General features: G+C 58.6%; 15 protein-coding genes. 8 read left to right on the top strand and 7 right to left on the bottom strand.

The features are described 5' to 3' along the window. The first annotated feature begins 149 nt into the window (after positions 1-149). The 3 genes from VFQ24_07375 (at position 150) to VFQ24_07385 (ending at position 6,104) form a co-directional block, all read left to right on the top strand. A complete protein-coding gene (locus tag VFQ24_07375; protein HET9178162.1) occupies positions 150-3,689 on the top strand; it encodes a carboxypeptidase regulatory-like domain-containing protein in 3,540 nt (1,179 codons plus the stop codon). A gap of 232 nt (positions 3,690-3,921) precedes the next feature. Then, positions 3,922-4,293, top strand: coding sequence for a hypothetical protein (locus VFQ24_07380; protein HET9178163.1), 372 nt, complete (start codon positions 3,922-3,924; stop codon positions 4,291-4,293). A gap of 125 nt (positions 4,294-4,418) precedes the next feature. Next, on the top strand, positions 4,419-6,104 hold the full coding sequence (locus VFQ24_07385) for a GMC family oxidoreductase (protein ID HET9178164.1): 1,686 nt from the start codon (positions 4,419-4,421) through the stop codon (positions 6,102-6,104). A 584-nt stretch (positions 6,105-6,688) separates the two neighbouring features. Here VFQ24_07385 and VFQ24_07390 read toward each other — a convergent pair. Beyond that, on the bottom strand, positions 6,689-7,837 hold the full coding sequence (locus VFQ24_07390; protein HET9178165.1) for a D-alanyl-D-alanine carboxypeptidase family protein: 1,149 nt from the start codon (positions 7,835-7,837) through the stop codon (positions 6,689-6,691). A gap of 585 nt (positions 7,838-8,422) precedes the next feature. Between VFQ24_07390 and VFQ24_07395 the strand changes: the two genes are divergently transcribed. The 3 genes from VFQ24_07395 to VFQ24_07405 all read left to right on the top strand — a co-directional run bounded on the left by VFQ24_07395 (position 8,423) and on the right by VFQ24_07405 (position 11,773). After that, a complete protein-coding gene (locus VFQ24_07395) occupies positions 8,423-9,841 on the top strand; it encodes an aspartate ammonia-lyase (protein HET9178166.1) in 1,419 nt (472 codons plus the stop codon). Positions 9,842-10,253: 412 nt separating this feature from the next. After that, the gene (locus tag VFQ24_07400) at positions 10,254-10,997 is read left to right on the top strand and encodes an FAD-dependent oxidoreductase (protein ID HET9178167.1); all 744 of its coding nucleotides are present in this window, start codon (positions 10,254-10,256) and stop codon (positions 10,995-10,997) included. Positions 10,998-11,239: 242 nt separating this feature from the next. Further along, entirely contained in the window at positions 11,240-11,773 is a 534-nt protein-coding gene (locus VFQ24_07405) for a hypothetical protein (protein HET9178168.1), read from the top strand. A 78-nt stretch (positions 11,774-11,851) separates the two neighbouring features. On the opposite strand, the gene VFQ24_07410 is transcribed toward VFQ24_07405, so the two are convergent. From VFQ24_07410 to VFQ24_07435, 6 genes are all read right to left on the bottom strand, one after another. Beyond that, positions 11,852-12,829: a CPBP family intramembrane glutamic endopeptidase gene (locus VFQ24_07410; protein ID HET9178169.1), complete on the bottom strand. Its 978-nt coding sequence runs from the start codon at positions 12,827-12,829 to the stop codon at positions 11,852-11,854. A gap of 4 nt (positions 12,830-12,833) precedes the next feature. Next, a complete protein-coding gene (locus VFQ24_07415) occupies positions 12,834-14,327 on the bottom strand; it encodes a pitrilysin family protein (GenBank protein ID HET9178170.1) in 1,494 nt (497 codons plus the stop codon). Next, positions 14,324-15,691, bottom strand: coding sequence for a pitrilysin family protein (locus tag VFQ24_07420; GenBank protein ID HET9178171.1), 1,368 nt, complete (start codon positions 15,689-15,691; stop codon positions 14,324-14,326). Before VFQ24_07420 ends, VFQ24_07415 begins: the two co-directional genes overlap by 4 nt. A 146-nt stretch (positions 15,692-15,837) precedes the next feature. Next, positions 15,838-17,481 carry an NAD+ synthase gene (locus VFQ24_07425; GenBank protein HET9178172.1) on the bottom strand — a complete coding sequence of 548 codons (1,644 nt, stop codon included), beginning with the start codon at positions 17,479-17,481 and terminating at the stop codon, positions 15,838-15,840. A 72-nt stretch (positions 17,482-17,553) separates the two neighbouring features. Continuing rightward, positions 17,554-18,135, bottom strand: coding sequence for a class I SAM-dependent methyltransferase (locus tag VFQ24_07430; GenBank protein ID HET9178173.1), 582 nt, complete (start codon positions 18,133-18,135; stop codon positions 17,554-17,556). A gap of 59 nt (positions 18,136-18,194) precedes the next feature. Next, positions 18,195-18,521, bottom strand: a complete 327-nt coding sequence (locus VFQ24_07435; GenBank protein HET9178174.1) for an iron-sulfur cluster assembly accessory protein — start codon at positions 18,519-18,521, stop codon at positions 18,195-18,197. A 466-nt stretch (positions 18,522-18,987) separates the two neighbouring features. Here VFQ24_07435 and VFQ24_07440 point away from each other — a divergent pair, with 466 nt between their 5' ends. Both VFQ24_07440 and VFQ24_07445 read left to right on the top strand, forming a co-directional pair. Beyond that, positions 18,988-19,842: a hypothetical protein gene (locus VFQ24_07440; GenBank protein HET9178175.1), complete on the top strand. Its 855-nt coding sequence runs from the start codon at positions 18,988-18,990 to the stop codon at positions 19,840-19,842. 45 nt (positions 19,843-19,887) lie between these two features. Then, positions 19,888-20,889, top strand: coding sequence for an isocitrate dehydrogenase (NAD(+)) (locus VFQ24_07445; protein HET9178176.1), 1,002 nt, complete (start codon positions 19,888-19,890; stop codon positions 20,887-20,889). Positions 20,890-21,778: the final 889 nt, after the last annotated feature.

Here is a 21,778-nt window from a genome sequence, read left to right on the forward strand (position 1 = left end):
TTGAGAAGTTTCTAACGCTGCGTGCCACGAGGCGCATCGACATTAAATTCGTTGCACCACAACGAAGAGCGGAAACTCTTTATCTGCCGTAGCCGCTCGGTTAAGTCCACGCCGATTCGGCACAAGGCCCTGCGTCGGGTCAAGTCAACATGAAACCTTTTCGCGTAACGGGAAGGGCGAGTGTGCCCTGCCTGCTGTGGCAGGTCGAGACAGGCAAGGGAGGCTTTCGGATGATGCCCGGCAATGCATGGATATCGGAATTCTCCTCAGCGCCCATTCCGCGCAAGCAAAAAAGGAAGCATTTGGCCCTTCCACGGGGCCTTCGGTGGATGATCGTGGGTATTGTTTTCACTCTGCTGCCAGCGGCCAGCGCCCTTGCCCAGGCCAATTTTGCGTCCGTCAGCGGAGAAGTGTTCGACGTACAGAAAGCAGTCATTCCAGGCGCCAAGGTCACCCTGCAATCTTCCAGCACCGGTCTTAGCCGGAGCACGGTGTGCAATGGCGATGGCTTTTACGCTTTCACTGCCGTGAACCCGGGCGAGTATGTGCTGCGTGTCGATGCGCCGGGATTTCAAAGCCAGTTGCGCAGGTTCGTGCTTGCGGTCAATCAGGCGCTGCGGCTTGATGTCACCGCGCAAGTGGGAGGCGAAACGCAGCATGTGGTGGTGCAGGGGACGCCTGCCCCGTTGCGAACCACAGACGCGACGCTCGGCGAGGTGATTGACCCCACCCTCACCAGGCAGCTTCCCTTGAACGGCCGGCATGTGCTCGACCTGGCAGTTCTGGCTCCCGCTACCGCACCCAACATGAGTATGGGCGTTCAGGATGGGAATCAAAACCAGCTTTATTGGCGTCCCGGCCAGGGGACGGAATTCACGACTTCCGGAGGCCGCGCCAATTCAAATTACTATCTCCTCGATGGAACAACGGATTCAGATCCAACCTTCTGGACCCTGTCTCTAAGTCCTTCACCAGACGCCATCCAGGAATTCAAAGTCCAGACCGGCAGCTATTCAGCCGAGTTTGGCGGGGCGGGAGGGGCACAGGTCAACATGATCACCCGTTCTGGCACCAACCAATTGCACGGAACGGCCTATGAATACCTCCGCAACACGGCCCTCGATGCCCGCGTGTGGAACGCGACGAATGTTCCGCACCTCGTTCAGAACCAGTTTGGCGCTTCGCTCGGGGGGCCTATCCAAAAAAACAAGACCTTCTTTTTCGCAAACTATGAAGGCTTTCGATTCAGCAACCAGGTCTACCAGGTTGAGACTGTGCCTACCATGGCGGAGCGCATGGGGGACTTCAGCCAGAGCGGGCAAACGATCTATGACCCGACCAGCTCAGCCCCCAACCCTGACTACAACCCGTCGCTCCCGGTAAGCCCCGGCAATCCCAAAGTGATCCGCAGCCCGTTTTCAGGAAACGTCATTCCGCCCTCGATGATCAGTTCGGTGGCGTCGGGCGCGCTCCAGGCTATTCCGCTGCCGAACGTCCAGGCCGGAACGGGAATGGGCATGGGGATGGGTCCTATGGCGGCCGGCAGGGACTCGAACAATTACCTGGACGTGCGCACGGCCACCCAGCCGTCCGACCAGGGCACCTTCCGGATTGACCGCAATTTTGCCACGGGCGACACCTTATTTGCGCGGTATTCCATCGAGCACGAAAGCGGCTTTACCCCGGTGAACCTTCCTGGCTTTGGTTTGTTTGACGACAACCTCGCCCAACACGCCACGGTTTCCTACACGCATATCTTCTCGCCAACGATGATCAACAACATCTCCTTTGGCGTATCGCGGCTTTCGATGCACGAATTCTCTGAAAACAACTTTACGCACGACTACGTTTCTCAACTCGGGATCCAGGGAGTCTCCTGGGGAGGCAAGGGGTCCTGGGGCATGCCCTATTTCAACGTGCAGGGTTACACTCCCATGGGGGATTCATTCAGCGCCACACCGGTGCAGGATTGGGACACCTTTGTTCAACTGTCAGACACCCTGACCTGGCAGGCGGGCCGCCACGCGCTCAAGTTTGGCGGCGGCTATTTGCCGTTTTTCTGGCCCATGTGGGGCTTTTTCGAGACCCGCGGATATTATCAGTTCACAAATGGGTTCACCACGCGCACGGCCACGAACGACGGCACGGGAGCCGGCCTGGCCAGCTTCCTGCTGGGTCTGCCGGTCGTCAAGCAGCGCCAGGCTGGCGTGCCACAGATGAACCTGAGGCAGTGGTATGGAAATGGGTACATCGAGGACAATTGGCGGGTCACCAACGCCACCACGCTGGATATTGGATTGCGCTACGAATATATGAGCGCGTTATCCGACCTGGACCAGCCGGGAGCAAACCTGGTGTTCCAGAATGGCCAACTCGGCGCCTTTGTGGGCGGGCAGGCTGGAACGCCGCGGGGCTTGTGGTATCCCAATGCTCTGAACTTCGCTCCGCGTTTCGGCTTTGCGCACCAGGTGCGAAAGCTGGGAATCGTGCTCCGTGGCGGCTTCGGCATGTTCTTCACACCCGTGGACATGAACACATGGTGCAATCAGCGCCACAATCCGCCTTATGTCTTTGCGGAAACTCTTCAGAGTGATAATTACGTCCCCAGCCTTTCCGGCTTTGATTTCGCTCCTCCAGTTTTGGGTCAGACTGTCGTCAGCTTCAGTTCTCTCGATGCGCGCTCTCATCCGCAGTATATCGAACAGTGGAGTTTCACCGTGCAAAAAGCGCTTCCTGGAAATTTCGTGATGGAAGCAGGGTACCAGGGTTCGCGCGGCTACCACTTGCAGCGCGCGCACCTGATCAACAACGCCCCGCCAGGACCCGGGCCTATCGGCCCACGCCGGCCCTATCACACGATTACCTTCCTGCCCGGCACTTCATTTGAGGGCGACAACCCCGAAAACTTCGCCATCCAGAGCAACACGTTTCCTGTTTCGGCCATCAATTACCTCGAGAATACGGCCAATAGTTGGTATGACGCGGGCTGGATCGACGTTCGCCGGGAGTTCCATCACGGCTTGACCTTCCTTGCAAATTACACGTGGTCGAAGAGCCTCACCGACGCGCCGGACTTTCGCTCCGCCATGATGCAGGCCGTGATTCCCCAGAACAATTCGGACCTGGCGGCCGAGAAGGGACTGAACGGTATGAATGTTCCGCACCGGTTCGTGGCCAGTATGGTATACAACGTGCCAGGATGGCGCGGGCGGACGTTCCTCCGCCGCCTGACATCGAATTGGACCCTGGGCAGCATTTTTACGGCCCAGGCTGGCATGCCATTCACGGTTGGTGTTTTCGGCGATACCGCAAATGCCGGAACGCTGTTGGGGCAGAATCCCATTCGCGCCAACGTCACCGGACTCCCCCTGTTTCCCGCGGGTGCGCGCACAACGGCGCAATGGTTCAGTCCCGCCGCTTTTGCCGCGCCTGCTCCATACACCTTTGGCAATGCCGGCGTTAATACCGTCTCCGGGCCCGGATTTATGGGTCTCGACCAAGCGGTGCAACGGCAATTCGGTATCACTGAGCGCGTGCAGTTCACCCTGCGCGCGGAGGCATTCAACGCTCTAAACCACAGCAATTGGGGTTATCCCAATAACTATGTGAACACGCCCCAGTTTGGCTCAATCACCATGGCCGAGGGCACGGGGCGTGAAATCCAGTTGAGCGCGCGCTTCGAGTTCTGACGGCCCGCGGCACAATTTCAAAACTCCTGCTGGTAATCGCGGTTATCAATCCGCGTCCGCGCGAATTGCCAGGCGGGGTCCGCCTGCTGGCTGCTAGTCGTCCGGATATTCTTCGACGTAATGCTGCCGAGTGTGAAACCCACAGACTCTCGCTACCCACGAAAAAATGGTTTTATAGTATTCTATGGCCTCGGGGAAATATGCCATTTTCCCTTCACGACAAGGAGGTTCGATGAGACGTTTCGCGGCGATCCCGATCCTGTGCATTCTGGCTTTTTGCGTGGCGCTGAAAGCGCAGGACAAGTCAAAATCCAGCCCGCTGGTCGGCACGTGGAATTGCACGGCGCACGGCGGCGAAAACGGCGATGTGTCGTTTACCATTACTTTCGAGGAAACGGATAACGGACTGACCGGATCAGTGTCCGCCCCACAAGGCGATGCTGACCTCACCTCCGTATCCTTTAAAGACAACCAGCTTAAAGCTGAAATCAAAACGGACGAGAATGATTACGCGCTGACCGCAACTTACGCCGATGGCAAGCTGACCAGCGGCGTATGGTCGCGCGACGGGGAAAAACAGGGAACCTGGGAGGGCAAGAAATAGGACGCCGCGCCCGTCTTTTCCACCGCCACTCCAACCGCTGAGGGCTGCGCGGCCCGCCCTTTGTTTCGGGAGCAGCTCTCGGCGCCAGTGCAGTATCCCCAAAGCAAAGGAGCCTTGCCACTGCTATGCCACCGTCTCGCAATCAGGTATTTGACGCCCTCGTCGTCGGTTCGGGGGCGTCGGGTGGCTGGGCCTGCAAGCGGCTGGCGGAAGCCGGCATGAAGGTGGCACTGCTCGATGCGGGGCCTCCGCAAAAGGACAGCAATTTTACCGAGCACATGGCGCCGTTCCAGATGAAGTACCGCGACATGGCGCGAACCGTCATCCTGAAGACGAGGCCCATTCAGGGCCAATTCTACGAATGCTCTGAAACCAACTACGAATGGTTTGCAAACGACCTCGAAGAGCCTTTCACCACCTATCCCGGCAAACCGTTTATCTGGGGTGGCCGGCTGCGCATTGGCGGCGGCCGCACAAATGTCTGGGGGCGGCTGAGCCTGCGTTACAGCGATCTGGATTTCAAAGCGGCGTCGCACGACGGTTACGGAGTTGACTGGCCGCTCGGTTACAAGGATCTGGCTCCGTACTACGACATCGTCGAGCAGTACGTCGGCGTCGCCGGTCAGGCGGAAGGGAATTCGGTCATCCCGGACGGGGTTTTCCAACCCGCCATGCCGATGACCTGCGCAGAACTTCGCTTCCGCCAGCGCGTGAAGACAAAACTGGGCCGGATGGTGACGCCCGGCAGGACCGCCAACTTAACAAAACCCCTCAATGGGAGGCCAGCGTGCCACTACTGCGGACCCTGCGAACGCGGCTGCGCAACCCATTCTTACTTTAACTCCTCATTCACAACCGTTCCGGACGCGCTAAAGACGGGCAATTGCACCTACGTGCCGAACGCCATGGCGTTCAAGGTGCTGATGGATTCCGAGCGCAATCGCGCTAAAGGCATCCTCTATATCGATCGCAACACGCGCCAGCCTAACGAGGTGTTTGGCCGCACCGTGGTCCTTTGCGCTCAGAGCTATGAGTCGCTGAGGATCATGCTGAACTCAGCCGACCGGCACCACCCGAACGGCCTGGCCAATTCCAGCGGCGTCCTGGGCCATTATCTGATGGACCACATCGCCGGAGGAGGCGCCGAGGGCGAGCTTCCGGACCTGCCGGCCACGCCCAATATCAACGGGCCCAACCGGCCCTGCGGCATTTACGTGCCGAGATTTCGCAACCTGCCCAACGGCCCCCGAAGCAAAGAATTCCTCCGCGGTTACGGCTATGAAGGAAACGGCGGCGGCGGATTCAATCGAAACGCTGCGGGCTTCGGCGAACAATACAAGCAGCGCGTCCGTGAAGGCGTCACTTCGGTAACAATTGAAGTGTTTGGTGAGGTTTTGGGCCGTTGGGAGAATTTTGCCGATATCGATCCGGAGGTGGTGGACGCCTACGGCATTCCCGTGCTGCGCTTCCACATGACCCACGGGGAAAATGAAGCGGCCATGCTGCGGGACGCCGTCACCTCGGCGGCCGAGATGATGGAGGCCGCAGGCGCCAGGAACATCCGGCCATGGAGGCGAGCGCTGCCGCCGGGCCGCGTCCGGCACGAGGTCGGAATTGCCAGAATGGGAGATAATCCCAAGACATCAGCCCTGAACCAGTTTCAGCAGTCTCACGAGATCCCAAACCTGTTTGTCACAGATGCCTCCGGCTTTCCGTCCAATCCGTGCCAGAATCCCACCTTGACCATCATGGCGCTGTGCGTTCGCTCCTGCGATCACTTGATGGCCGAAATGAAGCGAGGAAACGTCTAGCAGTTTGCCGCATCAGGCCGCTCGCCGCCCTGACCCTGCGAAGCGGGAGAAGCATGGAGTGTTCCTTGCGTGCGGGAAGCAACAGCCCGCTGGACAATGCACGGATCGGCACATCGGCAGACTGGTCCATTTGTAAGTTAACATAACATACCTTATCAGACGTTATGAATAGCCAAAAACTGGCTGTTTTGCAGCCTTTCAGCCTTCTCCCAGGCCGATTCCCTTTCGGCTAAGCCACAGCCTCAATGGCCGATGGTTGATTGCATCTCAGGCCCGCGGGCTATAGTCAGCGCGTCGAGCGGTCGAGCGTTCTCAATCAGAAGTTGGGTTACAGATGATCGCGACCGCGTGAGGTCCTGGCCCAAATCCTCCGGGACAAACGCGCAATCGCCCGTTTGCGAGCCTTAGCGGCTTTGCGGCTTTGCGCGAGGAGGATTGTTTTTGAAAGATGTACTCCGCAGTTCGGTAGGCAAGAGCCTAATCACGCAAAGGCGCGAAGGCGCAAAGCGGACGACATCGCTTACTCTACGCTGACCTTCGCTGGCAAATGGCACTCTGGCTGTGGGTATAGTTGGCCGGACCGTTCACTGGGCGGAAGCCATGGAAACTGAGCTGTGAAGCTGATAAGCGGCGCAGGTGAACTTCCTGTGGCGAAGGGCCCGGCAGGCTTCAATGGCGGCTGCGGCGGTCATTTCTGAGAAACGCGCCAGATAGCGACCGCTGCTCAGCCTTACGACCAGCGGATTCCCGTCTCTTAAACCCTCCGGGTCGCTATGGAGGGCGCTTTTGAGGGCTCGTCGGGCGTGGGTTGGGCTGCGGAAGGCCCCCCCGAGCTGGACGAACCAGCCGGCATCAGGGCGTTCCGCTTCCTCCTGCTGCGTGTCGTCTACAGAAACTTTTTTGAACGTGGCAACCGGGGTCCGGGCAGCGGTGGATTCTTCAGCGCGATCCAGCGTGGCCTTGCGGATGTCTGAAAACCCCGTGTTGAGCAAACGGACCATATGGCGGTCTCGAGCGCGTGCCGTCTTGCCTCCCATCACCACCCCCAGCAGGCGATGATCATTGCGGACGGCCGAGGTCACGATGTTGAATCCGGAGGCGGACGTATAGCCGGTTTTCATGCCGTCAACGCCGGGATAGCGGGCCAGGAGATGGTCGTGGCCGTAGATGGTTCTGCCGCGGAATTCGAATCTCCGCGCCTTGAAGAAATTGTAGTACTCCGGGAAGTCCCCGATGATTGCCAGTGCCAGTTTTGACATGTCGCGCGCGGTGGTCACCTGGTCGGCATCCGGCAGCCCCGAAGCATTCCGGAAGGTTGTTCGGGTCAGCCCGAGCGCGCGGGCCCGTTGATTCATCATCTCGGCAAACCTGGACTCCGAGCCGCCGATGGCTTCCGCCAATACGACCGCCGCATCGTTAGCAGAGCGCGTGGTAATGGCCAGAATCGATGCCCGGACGGAAATCTGCTCGCCGGGCTTGAGGTAGAGTTTGGTCGGGGCCTGCGCCGCGGCGTGCTCGGAGACGGTCAATTCCTGCGTTAGCGTCATTTTGCCTGAGCTGAGCTGCTGGAAGGTCACGTACAGGGTCATCAGCTTGGTGAGTGATGCGGGATAGCACAGGCTGTCGGGATGATTGGCTTCAAGGATTTTCCCCGTCTCGGCATTCAGCAGGATCGACGCCTGCACGCGCGCGCCAGCCAGCGGCGCCCACACGCTTATCGTGAGCGCGGCCACAACCAGCCACGAACATACCGAGCATAGGCGATATCTTCTATGATGTGACGGTGTATTGCTGGAAACTGCACCTAGACCCGGCCGAACCCTCATCAAGCCCCCCTGCTCACTCGTCTAACTGGATTAAACCTGATTCAACTACGCGCTCAACCTGCTGCTTCCCGACTGCACCACTTTGACTGCTGGCTCACAGGCTCAGCAGTTTTCCGCTCAAAGAAGATGTGTCTTCCAACGCAATAAACTGAACAAATTGGCAGGGTGGAATGGGCCCTCAGACTCGAGAGCATTGATGCTGGTTGTCCCTCCCCACTCGAACGTCATACCCCGAAATCTCGATCTGCTTTCTTCACCGACATCCCGATGGCAAAATGAGCCGTGCCATCGGTCGGGGCCATTGTATCAAAACATCGCGCGCTTACAAAGAAAAAATGCAAGATTTCAGCCAGAAGTCTAGCTCACCGCTTTTGGGCCGTCCAGAGGGTGAATTCTCTAATGCTCTATCAGGTCCTGTCCCTATGGCTCCTTTGGGCCGGTTTTTGACAAGACGCGGTTTCAGCTCGCGGGTTTTCGGGTAAAATCATTGGCATGCAAACACGAATTGAGCATGATTCGCTTGGAGATGTTCATGTTCCAGCAGAGGCGTTTTACGGGGCACAGACGGCCCGCGCCGTTGAGAATTACCCCATCAGCGGCATTCGGGCGCACCGGGTGCTCATCAAGGCGTACGGCTTGCTGAAGCAGGTCTGCGCGGAGACCAACCTTCAACTGAAAATGATTCCCCGGCGAGTGGGCCAGGCGGTGGTGCGGGCTGCCGCAGACGTGGCAGCCAACCGGCTCGACGGGCAGTTTGTGGTGGACGTTTATCAGGCGGGTGCCGGCGTCAGCTTCCATATGAATGTTAATGAGGTGATTGCCAACCGCGCCATCTGGTATCTCACCGGCAAACGCACCAACAAACTCGGCAATTATTCCATCGTTCATCCCAATGACCACGTCAATTTCGGTCAGTCAACCAATGACACCTTTCCGACGGCCATGCGCCTCGCTTCCCTGCTGCTTCTGGAAGAGTTTTATCCGGCGCTCAAGGAGCTTGAAACGGCTTTCCGCAGGAAAGGCCGCGAGTTTGACAAGATTATCAAGAGTGGCCGAACGCATCTGCAGGACGCTGTGCCGGTGCGCCTGGGCCAGGAATTCGCTGCCTATGGCGTAACGCTTGGGCAGCTCCGCGAGCATATCCGGCAAAACGCCGGACCGCTTGCTGAGCTTGGCATCGGCGGCAGCGCCGTCGGAACGGGCTTGAACGCCCATCCACGCTATCCGCGCCTGGTGGTCAGGCGCCTTTCCGTGCTCACCGGATTGCGCCTCCGTCCGGCGGCTGACCTGCGCGCTGCCATGCAGTCGCAGTTTGCCTTGGCCTCGGTCTCCGGTGCTCTTCGCAACCTGGCGCTGGAGCTCATCCGCATTGCCAATGATCTGCGCCTGCTCACCAGCGGTCCGCTGACAGGCTTCAACGAGATTGTGCTGCCGGCGCTGCAGCCAGGCTCGAGCATCATGCCCGGCAAGGTGAATCCGGTGATGGGCGAACTGCTCGACATGGTGGCCTTCCAGGTAGTCGGGTGCGATACCGTGGTGGCGCTTGCCGTGCAGGCCGGGCAACTGGAATTGAACGTCATGATGCCGGCGATGATCTGGAACGTGCTCCACGCAACCGAAATCCTGAAGAACACCTGCCATGTGGTTGCCAGTCGCTGCATCGAGGGAATCCGCGCCAATCGCGAGGTCTGCGAGCGCTACGCCTACCTGTCTCCGTCGATTGCCACGGCGCTCAATCCGGTGATCGGCTATACCCGCGCCGCAGAAGTGGTGAAGAAGTCGCTGCGAACCGGCAAAACAATACCTGAAGTATGCCTTGAAGATAACGTCATGAGCGAAAAGGAACTGAAGGAGATCCTCGATCCTTACCGCATGACAGAACCGGGACTTCCGCCAGCCCGCCAAAAGTAGGCTGCGGCAGCGTGGCGCCGGTGCTCGGCATCCTGAGAAGGTGTATTCCTACAGCACGTCAATCTGAAGCCGGCTTGTGGCCGAAGAATCGGACTTGCTCTTCTCTGCGGCAGCAGGTTCCTCGTTGCCCTTCGGCCCCTCGGAATGGCGGGGAGTAGGGCTCGGAATGCGGATGAGCAGGCGCCAGCCGTCCAGCTCGCAGCTCAAAAGCAGATGCGGACTTATTGTCATGGCCGTTCATAATTGGTAAGTTGTGAAGTATACCCGTTGAGGTCGGGTTTTTGCGATGGTCGGTGACCGCACGGAACTTGGCTGTGCGCCAGGTGCGGGCCACGGGAGAGCCGGAGCAGATTTAACCAATTGCTCGACGGCCGCCGCCGCAACCGGCGCGACGAAATCAGGAGGGCGATCGATGGCAGCAACAGCAAATGAACCAACCCACGTGACAGTAAAACTCGTCGGCCGTGAAGAAGTGGCCGAGCGCACATCTTTATTTCGATTCGAAAAGCCGCCCGGCTGGACGTTCAAATCAGGCCAGACTGTTGACATCACGTTGCTCGACCCGCCGGAAACCGATGCAGAAGGTAACACGCGGACTTTCTCGATCGCCAGCGCGCCGGATGAACCCACGTTGATGATTGCGACACGGATGCGCGACTCGGCCTTTAAGCGCACGCTCGGGGCCATGCCGCTGGGAACGGCGGTGAAGATCGAGGGTCCATTTGGCAACTTCGTTCTTCACAACAATCCGGCGAAAACAGCCGTGCTGCTGGCGGGCGGCATCGGCGTCACGCCGTTTCGGAGCATGGCATTTCGGGCAGCGAAGGAGAAGCTGCCGCACCGGGTCTTCCTGTTCCTCTCAAACCGGCGGCCGGAGGACGCCGCATTCCTCAAAGAGCTTGAGGCGCTGGAAAGGCAAAATCCGAATTACAAGCTGATTGCCACCATGACCGGAATGGAGAATTCCAGCCGGCCGTGGAATGGAGAAACCGGATTCATCGACAAGGAAATGCTCTCCAGACATGTGAAGGACGCCCTTTCTCCGATCTATTACATTGCCGGCCCGCCGGGAATGGTGAACGGCCTGCGGGAAATGCTCCACCAGGCCGGAGTGGACGACGACGATATCCGGGCGGAAGACTTCCCTGGTTACTGAGCAGGTATGCGGCATAGTACAGACCTCCGTCGCCGCAGTCTGCGGCACTTGTTCATTGCGTCAGTGATGGAAGACGGGTTGTCCTCGGTGTCGTAATGTTACCCGCTCAAACTTTTGTAGCGTCAGTAATTTGCACCGGTCGGGATGAAGAAAGCCCTTGACGACTGACTGACCATTATCTATACCATTCAGAATGCTGACGTCTACATTTGGTCCCCTGCCAGCAAGACAAGGAGGCGTCTATGAAATCACTTCGAATGCTTTCACCCGCTGGCTTTCTGGTGCTCGTGATTTTGGGAGCCTGCTTCAGCGCCGGCATGGCGAGCGGTCAAGATTCCAAGGGACAATTGAGCGGTTGGGATAATCTCAAATCCCTGACGTCAGGTCAGGAAATTCTCGTCGTAATGAACAACGTCAAATCCCACCAGGGTAAGCTCCAGTCTCTCAGCGACAGCGGAATTACGCTTCGGCAGGCAAAGGGTGAGCTGACGCTGGCCCGCAAGGACATTCTTCGCGTATCCCAGAAGATAGGGCAAAACCACCAGACCCGAAACGCGTTGATTGGCATGGTCGTTGGAGCAACTGCGGGCCTTGTGATTGGACTAAGCCCTTATTACGGCCAAAGAAACTGTACATTAGGCCCCGACTTCGCTTGCGGTAATCCCCCCAATCCGCACCTCGCGGAGGCCCTTACGCCTGTAGGTGCTCTGGCCGGCGGCGCTGTCGGCGGACTATTGCCGACGGGCGGATGGCACGAAGTCTACCGCGCCCGCTGACGGCCCACAGCTGGCGTACACGCCCGACCTGTAGTGTCTGCAACCGCGGCAGACCGAATCGCAAATCACAATTGAATTTCAGAACCAGAAGTGCCACGCGGTATCCACCAGCGCATGGGTAAAGGCTGAGGCGGAGGTGCGTTTTCGGATGCGCCAGGCGTTGCCATAAAAAATTCCCGCCAGGGTGGCCATGATGGCGTAGCGCCAGTTGGGCACCGGCGCGTGGTGCAGGTGCGAAAGCCCGAAGATGACTGAAGCCACCAGCAGCCCGTTCCGCCCGTGATGCGGCGGCTTGAAAGTCTTTACCAGCAGGTTCTGCAGGATTCCCCGGAAAAGAAATTCCTCCGGAATGGCCACGGTGAGATAGATGCCCACGAAGTCCGCAGCGAAAGCAACCACGTTGAGGTGATGAGCGTGCGGGTGAATGAAATGGAGCACCAGGCCGAGTGGTATGGCCAGAATGATGAATGCGATGAAGTTCAGGCTTCCTTCGGTGAGGTCGCCGGCCTTAAAGAGCAATTTGTACCCGGCGTCTTTCAGGCCGCGGACGACGAGAAAGGCATAAGCGCCGACGCACACGCAAAATATGGGGCGGAAGATATAGATATCTTCCGGCCAGATCCAGATGCCGCTCAGCCATCCGGCGCTGACCGGCAACCCCAGGCTGAGCATGGCCGCGAAGTCCCGCCAGCTTGCGCTCTCGGCGTAGTGTTTGCGATTGGGGAGCAGCAGCAAAGTGGGCACGGCGATATAGGCGATGAGCTTTGCCAGCGCCGGATATGAAAATGTTCGAGTGCTGCAAGCCAGGATGAAATAAGGAATAAGAAGGGCAATCGGCATCAGGATGGCAAGCAACAGTGAATCATGCGTCCGCTTTCTGAGCCAGTGGATAAAGTCCGTCGAAGTGAAGGCGACGAAAACGCCCAGCAACAGCGCGAGGGACTCCATCAAAGCGGCCAGCCGCCAGGGATCCAGTTGAATTTGAAGTAGGAGAATGGCCTCCGCCAGTGCAGCCGCAAGTGAGAGGCCAACCACGCTGAAAAGCGCAATTTTCATCCGGCTATCTTTCGGGAGCGGGACGATCCGCCGTGGACTTCTGCGGCTCGGAGAACGCGCGACCCACGTCCGCAATAGGAATTACGCGCGCGGCGCCAAGCTTGTCGAGGTCCCCTTTGAAGGCGGCAACATTGCCGACCAGCACGATGATATCGTCATCCGGGTTGAGGTACTTCCGCGTGACGGCCAGCACCTCATCCGCGGTGAGCGCGCGGACCCGCTTTGGAAGCTCGGCCCAATATTCTGGCGGAAGATGATAGAGCATCGTCTCCAGCACCTGGTTGGCCACCTGGCTTGCAGACTCAAACTGCAGCGCCTCATGGCCCACCAGGTAATCACGCGCGTTCTGGATTTCCCATTGCTCGATCGGCCGGTTGCGCAGGCGCGAGATTTCATCCAGGACCATTTCGGTGGCTTTGATTGTTTCGGCAGAGCGCGTTGACGTCTTGGCCACCCACCCGCCCAGCGTGGAGTAGCAGTCAAGGTCGCTCGAAGCGCCATAGACCAGTCCGTGCCGCGTCCGCAGGGCGTAAAACAGCCTGTTGGCGGCAGGCCCGCCCAGCACCTGGTTGGCAATGGCCAGCGCGAAGTAATCGGGGCTCGAACGCGGAACGCCGAGGTTGGCCACCCGAATCTCGGTCTGCACCGCGTCGGGTTTGTTAATGACAACCACCTGCCGCTGCTGCGGCGAGCGCGGCTGATTGTCGGGCGGGAGAGTTGCGCCGGGGACATTCTTCCAATTACCGAGAAAGCGCTGTGCCAGAGTGATGCAGTCGGCTTCTGTAATGTCGCCCGCCACGGCAAGAATGGTGCGTGAAGGCACGTAATTTCGCTGGTGAAAATGGACGAGCTGCTTGCGGGTCACACGCACAATCGAGTCGCTGGTGCCGTCTTCCGAGTGCGCATAATCTGTTCCGGCAAAAAGCATCCGCCGCAAGACTGTATCGGCCACGTAGCCGGGATCCTGGTTGACGACATTCAGCGCGGAGAGTGTTTGCTTCCGAATACGCTCCACTTCATCCGGCGCAAATGCAGGATGGACCAGCAAATCGGACATTACATCGAAGGCGAGCTCCTTGTGGCTCGAAAGCACACTGACGTTGGCATAGGATTGGTCCCAGCCCGCGCCGGTGTCAATCGATCCTCCGGCCTGGTCAATGGCCTGGGCGATCTGATAGGCGGTCCTGTGCTTTGTGCCCTCGGGCAGGAGCCCGGCCACCATGCTGGCGGCCCCGGGAATGCCTGGCGGATCAGCCTCAGCGCCGGCCTCGACGATGGCGTAAAGCCGCACGATCGGCACATCGTGACGCTCAATCAGCACAATGCGAAGTCCGTTCGCCAGTTGATGCACTGCGGGCATGTGGAAGGTGATCTCCTCAGGCGGCGGAACAACCGGAGGCAGGTCCCGCGCGCGCAAGGGCAAAAATGCCAGGCAGGCCGCCAACACGGCGAGGCCGCAAAGTACCACCTTCCTCCTGATGTGCGTCTTCAAGATCAATGCCCACCTGCACTCAATTTTGGAGTGACCGGGCCGTTCCGGCCAGGATTCACTTCCAGAAGCGTCCTATTGCTATGTACGAAATATTTGCGGGCCACTGCCTGCACCTGCCCGGCGGTGACGGCCAGAAAACGTTCCGCCTCCGAATTGATCAGATCAGGATTATCGAGTACGGCGGAATCGTAGCCCAACTGGTCGGCCAGGTCCTTGGAGTTTTCACGATTGCTGGCAAGATCAAAAAGCACCTGGTTCTTTGCCTTGTCGAGTTCTGCTGGAGAAAGCGGATTGTCTTGTAGTCGCTCGAGAATTGCGTCAATGGCCGCCTCGCCCTCGGCTGGAGTGTGTCCATCGTTCATCACGGCAAAAACAAAAAACAGGTTTGGGTCTTCGCTGAACTCGGCTGAAGTTTGGGCTTCTACCGCAAGCTGCTGCTGGTAAACAAGCTGATGATAAATCATGCCGCTGTCGCCGGCAGAAAGAATTTTGGAAGCAATCTGGAGCGGGTAGGCGTCGGGCGTGCCATCGGCCGGAATGTGGTACGCCGCCACAAACGCCGGCAGGGCGACGTCTCTCGTCATGCTGACCACGCGGCCGGCGGTCTGCGGCGGCTCGATAGGAATATTGTTCGTGGCTGGCAATGTTCCCGCCGGTATGGGTCCGAAATACTTTCGGATGGATTGCTCGGCATCGCCAAGCGAAAATTTGCCGGCAATCACGATGGTCGCATTATTGGGTACGTAGTATGTGTTGTAAAAATTGCGGATCGCATCCACCGTCGCGTGGCTGACATCGTCGGTGGTGCCGATCGGCAGGTGGCGATAAGGGCCCACCGTAAAAGCGTTTTCGTAAAGTGTGGGGATAACGGCGCCGTAGGGAGGGTTTTCATAACGCCGCCGGTGCTCGTCTTCCACCACCGTCCTTTCGTTGTCAAGCGCGGCCTGGCTGATATCCAGGTTGCGCATCCGATCGGCTTCAAGCCACAACGCCACGGGAAGGTTTGAAGTTGGCATCGTCTCCCAATAGACGGTGGCGTCGGTGGTGGTGTAGGCGTTGTCGATCCCGCCCACTCTGACGATGTAATCGGAAAAGCGTCTGCCGATCGTCCGGGTGCCGTCGAACATCAGGTGCTCAAGAAGGTGGGCGAATCCCGTCTTCCCGGGCGCTTCATTGCGTGAGCCAACGTGATACCAGACCTCAACGGTGATCACCGGCGCATCGCCTCGATTCACCATTACGGCGCGAAGTCCGTTGGGCAAGCGGAGCGTGTGGACCTCAACCGGTGGGATCGCTGTCCCTGCAGTAGCCGCATGCGGCGCAATCAGGATGAGCAGGACAAGCACCGCGAGGGTGCGAGCACGCAACAAAATGGAAGGGCCTCTCAAGCTGCCTCGATCAGGAGGTCAAACGCTGACGCACAGGAGCCACGGAATGTCCGCGGATTCTGGTCCCGCGAAGCGAGATCAGCATGACATCAACGCCCCGAGATGATGCCGGCAATTTTAGTTGTTCGTCACGAACCGGTGAACCGCTGGGCAATCGGATAACGCCTGCCCATTCCAAAGGCCTTGGCCGTCACCTTGAGCGCGGGCGAGGCCTGCTGGCGCTTGTATTCAGCGCACATCACGCGCCGCATCACGTCCTGAACCAGCCCCAGGTCAACTTTGTACTTCGCCGCAATGTCCCTGGCGCACAACCGCTCCTCGATGATGCTCTTCAGGATAACGTCCAGCACCTCGTAAGGCGGCAGGGTGTCCTGGTCCGTTTGATTTGGCCTCAGCTCCGCGGAGGGCGGCTTGACGAGGCAGGAGCATGGAATGCGCTCTTTCTCGCGGTTCAGATAGCGCGCCAGCGTGTAGACCATCGTTTTGGGCAGGTCGGCGATCACCGAAAGTCCCCCGGCCATGTCGCCATACAGCGTGCAGTAACCGACGGCCAGTTCCGACTTGTTGCCCGTGCTCAGCACCATGGCGCCCAGCTTGTTCGACAGGGCCATCAGAATGTTTCCGCGAATGCGCGCCTGAAGGTTCTCTTCGGTCACGTCAGCGGCGAGCCCCTTGAAAGAGGGTTCCAGCGTCCCAAGATAGCCCTCATAAAGAGGTGTGATAGGGATGATGCGGAAATCAACGCCCAGCCGTTTCGATAGGTCTTCCGCATCCACCAGGCTGCCGCTTGAAGAATACGGCCCGGGCATGGCAATGGCATGAACGTTTTCGGGACCCAGCGCATCAACCGCCAGCGTCAAAACCACGGCTGAGTCAATTCCGCCGCTGACTCCGACAATAGCCTTCTTGAAGCCGCACTTCCGCATGTAATCGCGCGTGCCCAGCAGCAGCGCCTTGTAAACGGCCTCAATCTCGGAGGCTGGAGCATCGTGGATGTCGGCCTTCGCGCCGGCGGGGTCAAACACGATCAAATCCTCCTCGAAAGATCGGGCACGGGCAATCAGCGTGCCTCCGGCGCTGAAGGCCAGACTTGAGCCGTCGAGGATGAGCTGATCGTTGCCGCCCACGTGATTGACGTAAGCCACCGGGATCCGATGCTCCACCGCAATCGTCCGGAGCATGTCATGCCGCAATTTGATCTTTTCGGTGCTGTAGGGAGACGAGGCGATGTTGAGAAGCAGCTTGGCGCCTGCGCGCGATATCTCCTCCACGGGATCGCGGGGATAGAGCCGCTTGCGCCAGAAGTTCTTGTCATTCCAGATGTCTTCGCAGATCGTGACCCCGATCCGCATGCCCTCGAGGTCGTAAATCCCCAATGTATTTCCGGGCTCGAAGTAGCGGGATTCGTCAAAGACGTCGTAAAACGGCAGCAGAATTTTGACGTAGTCGAGAAGAATTTTCCCACGGTAGACGAGCGCCGCGGCATTCGACACCGTCTTGCCCAGTTGCACGCGCGAAGAGCGAACGTAGCCAATCAGGGCGGGGATTTCCGGCAGCAGATGGCTCAGACGCGAAAGCTCTGCCTCAGACCGCTCAATGAAATCCTGCCTTTCCACCATGTCGCGCGGCGGATAGCCGCAGACGGCCATTTCCGGAAAAACCACCAGGTCGGCCTTGCGCTCGACGGCCATCCTGGCGTAGTGCAGGATTTTTGCGACGTTTCCCTCAAAGTCTCCAACGGTGGTATTGATCTGAGCCAGCGCGATCTTCATAGTATGAATGCGAAAGCAGCAACCTCGCTGTTAAGGATAAAATTCCAAGTATACTGGAGCCGGCAAAAGGAATCAGCATTCCCCGCAGCGTCCTGGCTTGCGCGCCAGCAGCGAGGCAGTGCCTTGCCCAGCCCACACCTCCCGATAATAGATGATCTCCCAGTCTCCGAACGTCTCGATCAGTTCATGCCGTTCCAGCAGATGAGCAGGATCGAGTGGCTTGCGGCCAAACTGGCGGTGCTCCAGAGTGTAGGTTTCATAAACCAGCAATCCACCCGGACGGAGGGATGCGCGAATCGAGGGGTACAAGCCGGGATCGCGATACTTGAAGCAGATCACAACGGAAAAGGTATTGGCGGGAAGAGCGAACCGGGTAAGATCAGCCTGAGCAAGATAGACGTTCAGATTTGACCGCGCGGCGGCTTCCCTGCCCGATTTCAGGGCTTCCATCGAACGGTCCACACCGATCACGGCCAGTCCGTGCCGGGCCAGGTAGAGCGCGTTCCGCGGATACCCGCATGCGAGGTCAAGCGCCAGCCCTTTGCGCGGCAGAAGACCGGAAAAACGCACCAAGAGTGAGCTCGGCTCTGTGGACGCACACCTGCCACCCTCTGCTTCCTGGAAAACAGTTGCTGAGTTGGGAAATGACGACATGGGGAGCGAAGCCGCCTGCCGCTCAGGTTAAGCAGGCAGGCGTCCGCTGAAACTGCCAGCTACGTGCTAAAGGAGCTTCCGCAACCACAAGTTGTCTTGACGTTCGGGTTCTCGAATTTGAAACCGGAACCCTCCAGGCTTTCAACAAAGTCGATTTTGGTCCCGTTCAGGTACATCAGCGATGCCTGATCGATAAAAACTTTCAGCCCGTCAAACTCGTAAATCTTGTCAATCGCATTTGTCTGGGTCTCAAAGTTCATCTGGTACGAAAAGCCGGAGCAGCCTCCGCCCACCACGGACACGCGTAGCCCCGCAGGTGCGGGTGTCTGCTGCGCCAGAATCTCTTTGACCTTGTCGACCGCATGCACGGTTAGTTCAATAGCCATTCTTTACTCCTTTGGCTCGTCGAATGTGTAATGCCTCTACAACAGCCAGCTCCTTATTAAGTTAGCAAAGCGCACCGGAAAAATCAAATCTACCGTTGCGCCGAGGGCGGGCCGGAAAGCTCAAAGTGGACTGAATTTCGGATACCGGCGATAATAGAAATTCGACAGTGGCGGAGTCCGCTCCCAGGCTGCACGAGGCGCAAATCGGGCGGCTCTCGAACGGCTTAACTGGCTGATGAGACTGACCGTTGAGGTGAGAAGAAAGAAGCGAGATCGCGAAAGTCCATCCCGTTCTGCTTAACCTTCCTTTTCGCGGGGGTGCAGGTTGAAAGTTGTGCGGCAGGCATACTTAAGAACCATTTTGAGCATCGGTTTTCTGGTAGCAAGCGTCCTTTGCGCTTCCCCGCTCTTTGCACAATACGCCGGCGCGGACGCTTTGGCCAGCTTTCCTGCGGATACTCAGCAGATGGCTTATACCAACCTCGCCACGCTTCGCGCAGTGCCCCAGTATCCGCTGATCCAGGCCCACCTGATGAGTCCACAGCTTCGTAATCTGGAAACGCTGCTGCAAAGCGCCGGCGTCGATCCTGACACGCAGGTCAATGAGCTGGTCCTGGGCTGGCGCGGAGATGTGCAGGATGCCACTCGCTTCTTCGGCCTCGCCGAGGGCACCTTTGACCCTAATCAGATCCATGACTTTTTTGTGAACAATAAAATGCTGATCCAGCGGTATGGAGGCTACGACCTCTATGCTTTTGGCGCGGGCAGCGCGCGGACGGACATGTTCTTCACGTTTATCGACAGTTCGAAAGCGGAATTCGGCCGCCTTGGCGACATCAAGGCCCTGATTGATGTCCGCAACGCCAGCCGCCCCGCCCTGGATTCCAACGATGATTTCCGCCGCTGGGAAGGCGACCTGGATGGCGTAGCCCCGCAATGGGGAATTTCAACCGGACAGGCCGCCGCCAACCAGGCCATTCCCTGGCTGACGCAAGGCAAGAAAGTCCAGATCGATCCCAGCGCGCTTTTCGGCTCGGTCCGGGCGGTGCTTTACCGTGTGGACTGGGGCAGCCAGGTGATGGCCCACCTCTCCATCCTCTGCAAGACTGCCGAAGCGGCGAGCGGACTGAACCAGCTTCTTGGGCTGCTGCGGAGCGCCCAGCCGGCCGTCGCGCAGAACCTGTCTCCAGCCCTCTCGCAGATCCTGCAGAATTTGAACGTCCAGGTCGAGGGTTCCAAACTGAACCTGGAAGCCTCGGCGTCCATCAGCGATCTGGCGCAATTGCTGAACGCTCCGGTGTCCAACCAGGCCGGCCATTAGATTCGCACCTGCCTGACCAACACAGATGTCTCCAAAGGAAAAACCATGACCGTTAAAGTGACGCTGATTCCGGGAGACGGCATCGGCCCCGAAGTCACCAAAGCCACCCTGCGGTTGCTTGAAGCCGCCCGCGCCCAAATTGACTGGGTCGAAATGCCCGCAACTCCTGTCGTCGGACGCCGCAAGGGAGAGACCGAGTTGAATCCCATTGTGGAATCCATTCGCAAGACGCGCGTGGCGCTGAAAGGGCCCATCACGACGCCCGTCGGGACCGGCCATCGCAGCATCAACGTTGCACTGCGCAAGGCGCTCGATCTTTATGCCAATCTGCGACCGGTGAAGCGCCTTCCCGGAGTGAAAACGCCGTTTGACAATGTAGACCTGGTAATCGTCCGCGAGAATACTGAAGACCTTTACTCTGGGCTCGAGCACGAAGTCACGCCGGGGGTGGTTGAAAGCCTGAAAGTGATCACCGAGTTTGCCTCGAAGCGCATCGCGCACTTCGCGTTTGACTACGCGCGGCGAATGGGCCGCAAGAAAGTCACCGCCATCCACAAAGCCAACATCATGAAGCTTTCCGACGGTCTGTTCCTGCAATCCATCCGCGAAGTAGCCCGTGAGTATCCGGAAATTAAATTAGACGATTACATCATCGACAACTGCTGCATGCAGCTCGTAATGCGCCCCGAAAGGTTTGACGTGCTGCTGCTCGAAAACCTTTATGGCGACATCGTCTCCGACCTCTGCGCGGGACTGGTGGGCGGATTGGGACTGGTTCCTGGAGCCAATATCGGCGCCGAATGCTCGCTGTTTGAAGCGGTCCACGGCAGCGCCCCGGACATTGCCGGGAAGGGTCTGGCGAACCCCACGGCCATGATGCTTTCAGCAATCCTGATGCTGCGCCACATCAACCAGACTGAGGTCGCCGACCGCGCCGAGCGGGCCATCCACAAGGTCTACCGCGAGGGCAAAAACCTGACGCACGACGTGGGCGGCACCGCCACAACTGAAGAATTCACCACCGCCGTGGCGGGCGAGTTGGAGTGATCGCGAAGTGGACGTTGCGCATGCTCATGCTCGCTGGCCCACCTGCACTACGCTCAATGACCTTCGGGCGGAGGCAGCTTGAAGATCAGCAGCGTGTGAAAGTTTTCCATTACGGCCAGCAGCCTGCCGTCCGGAGCCAACGAGACGCCCGATGGAAGAGTTACCAGCCAAGGCGAATGGCCGGCCGGCGGCAAGCCTGGGACGCGAAAGACATGCAGATGTGCAGTTGGGCCATCAAAAACGTCGAGGTATTGTAGTACGTGATCTCGACTGAAAGCGGGAACTACGAACCTCGACACGTCCGGGGCGGATGCTGGCAATCCGAGAACACTGCCAATGAACCCGGGACTACGGCGTCGGATCACGTGCTTCTTTGCCAAATTTACGATTGAAATATCTCCAGGCCACCCGCGCACAAGAATCAAGCTATCCCCGACAAACTCAGGCGGCCCATAGCGGAGGTTTATGCCCCCGACTCTCCGCAGCATCTCACCGTTGAGCGCCTGAGCTGTCAGCGTACACGGTGGTCTTCCGCCAGGTGGGAGGCACCGGATGTAGGTGATGTATCTGTCGGAAACAGGACTGCCCTGCCCTCCAGGTTCGGGTGGAACGTTCCTCCAGATACGGAGGACGCGAAGCTGCGTTGCGTTGACCCACGCCCAGGTTGCTGGTTTGAGCCCGGCGTCTTGAATAAAGAGCGCATTTCTGCCGCTCGGTGAAGCTCTGCCCACCCAAACCTCTCTGTCGTTGCCAGGCAATTGAACTTGCTCTTGCAATTTCAGATTGTCACTGTAGAGCGCGACTCGGTTTCCGAGCAGCACAAGTAACCCCGAGTTTGTAGCCGCGACGATCCCCGAGTGACGAGGGAAATCCGTCGGCCAGTCGGCTT

It is taken from the genome of Terriglobia bacterium, assembly GCA_035712365.1.
In the GTDB taxonomy this organism is placed as follows: domain Bacteria; phylum Acidobacteriota; class Terriglobia; order UBA7540; family UBA7540; genus SCRD01.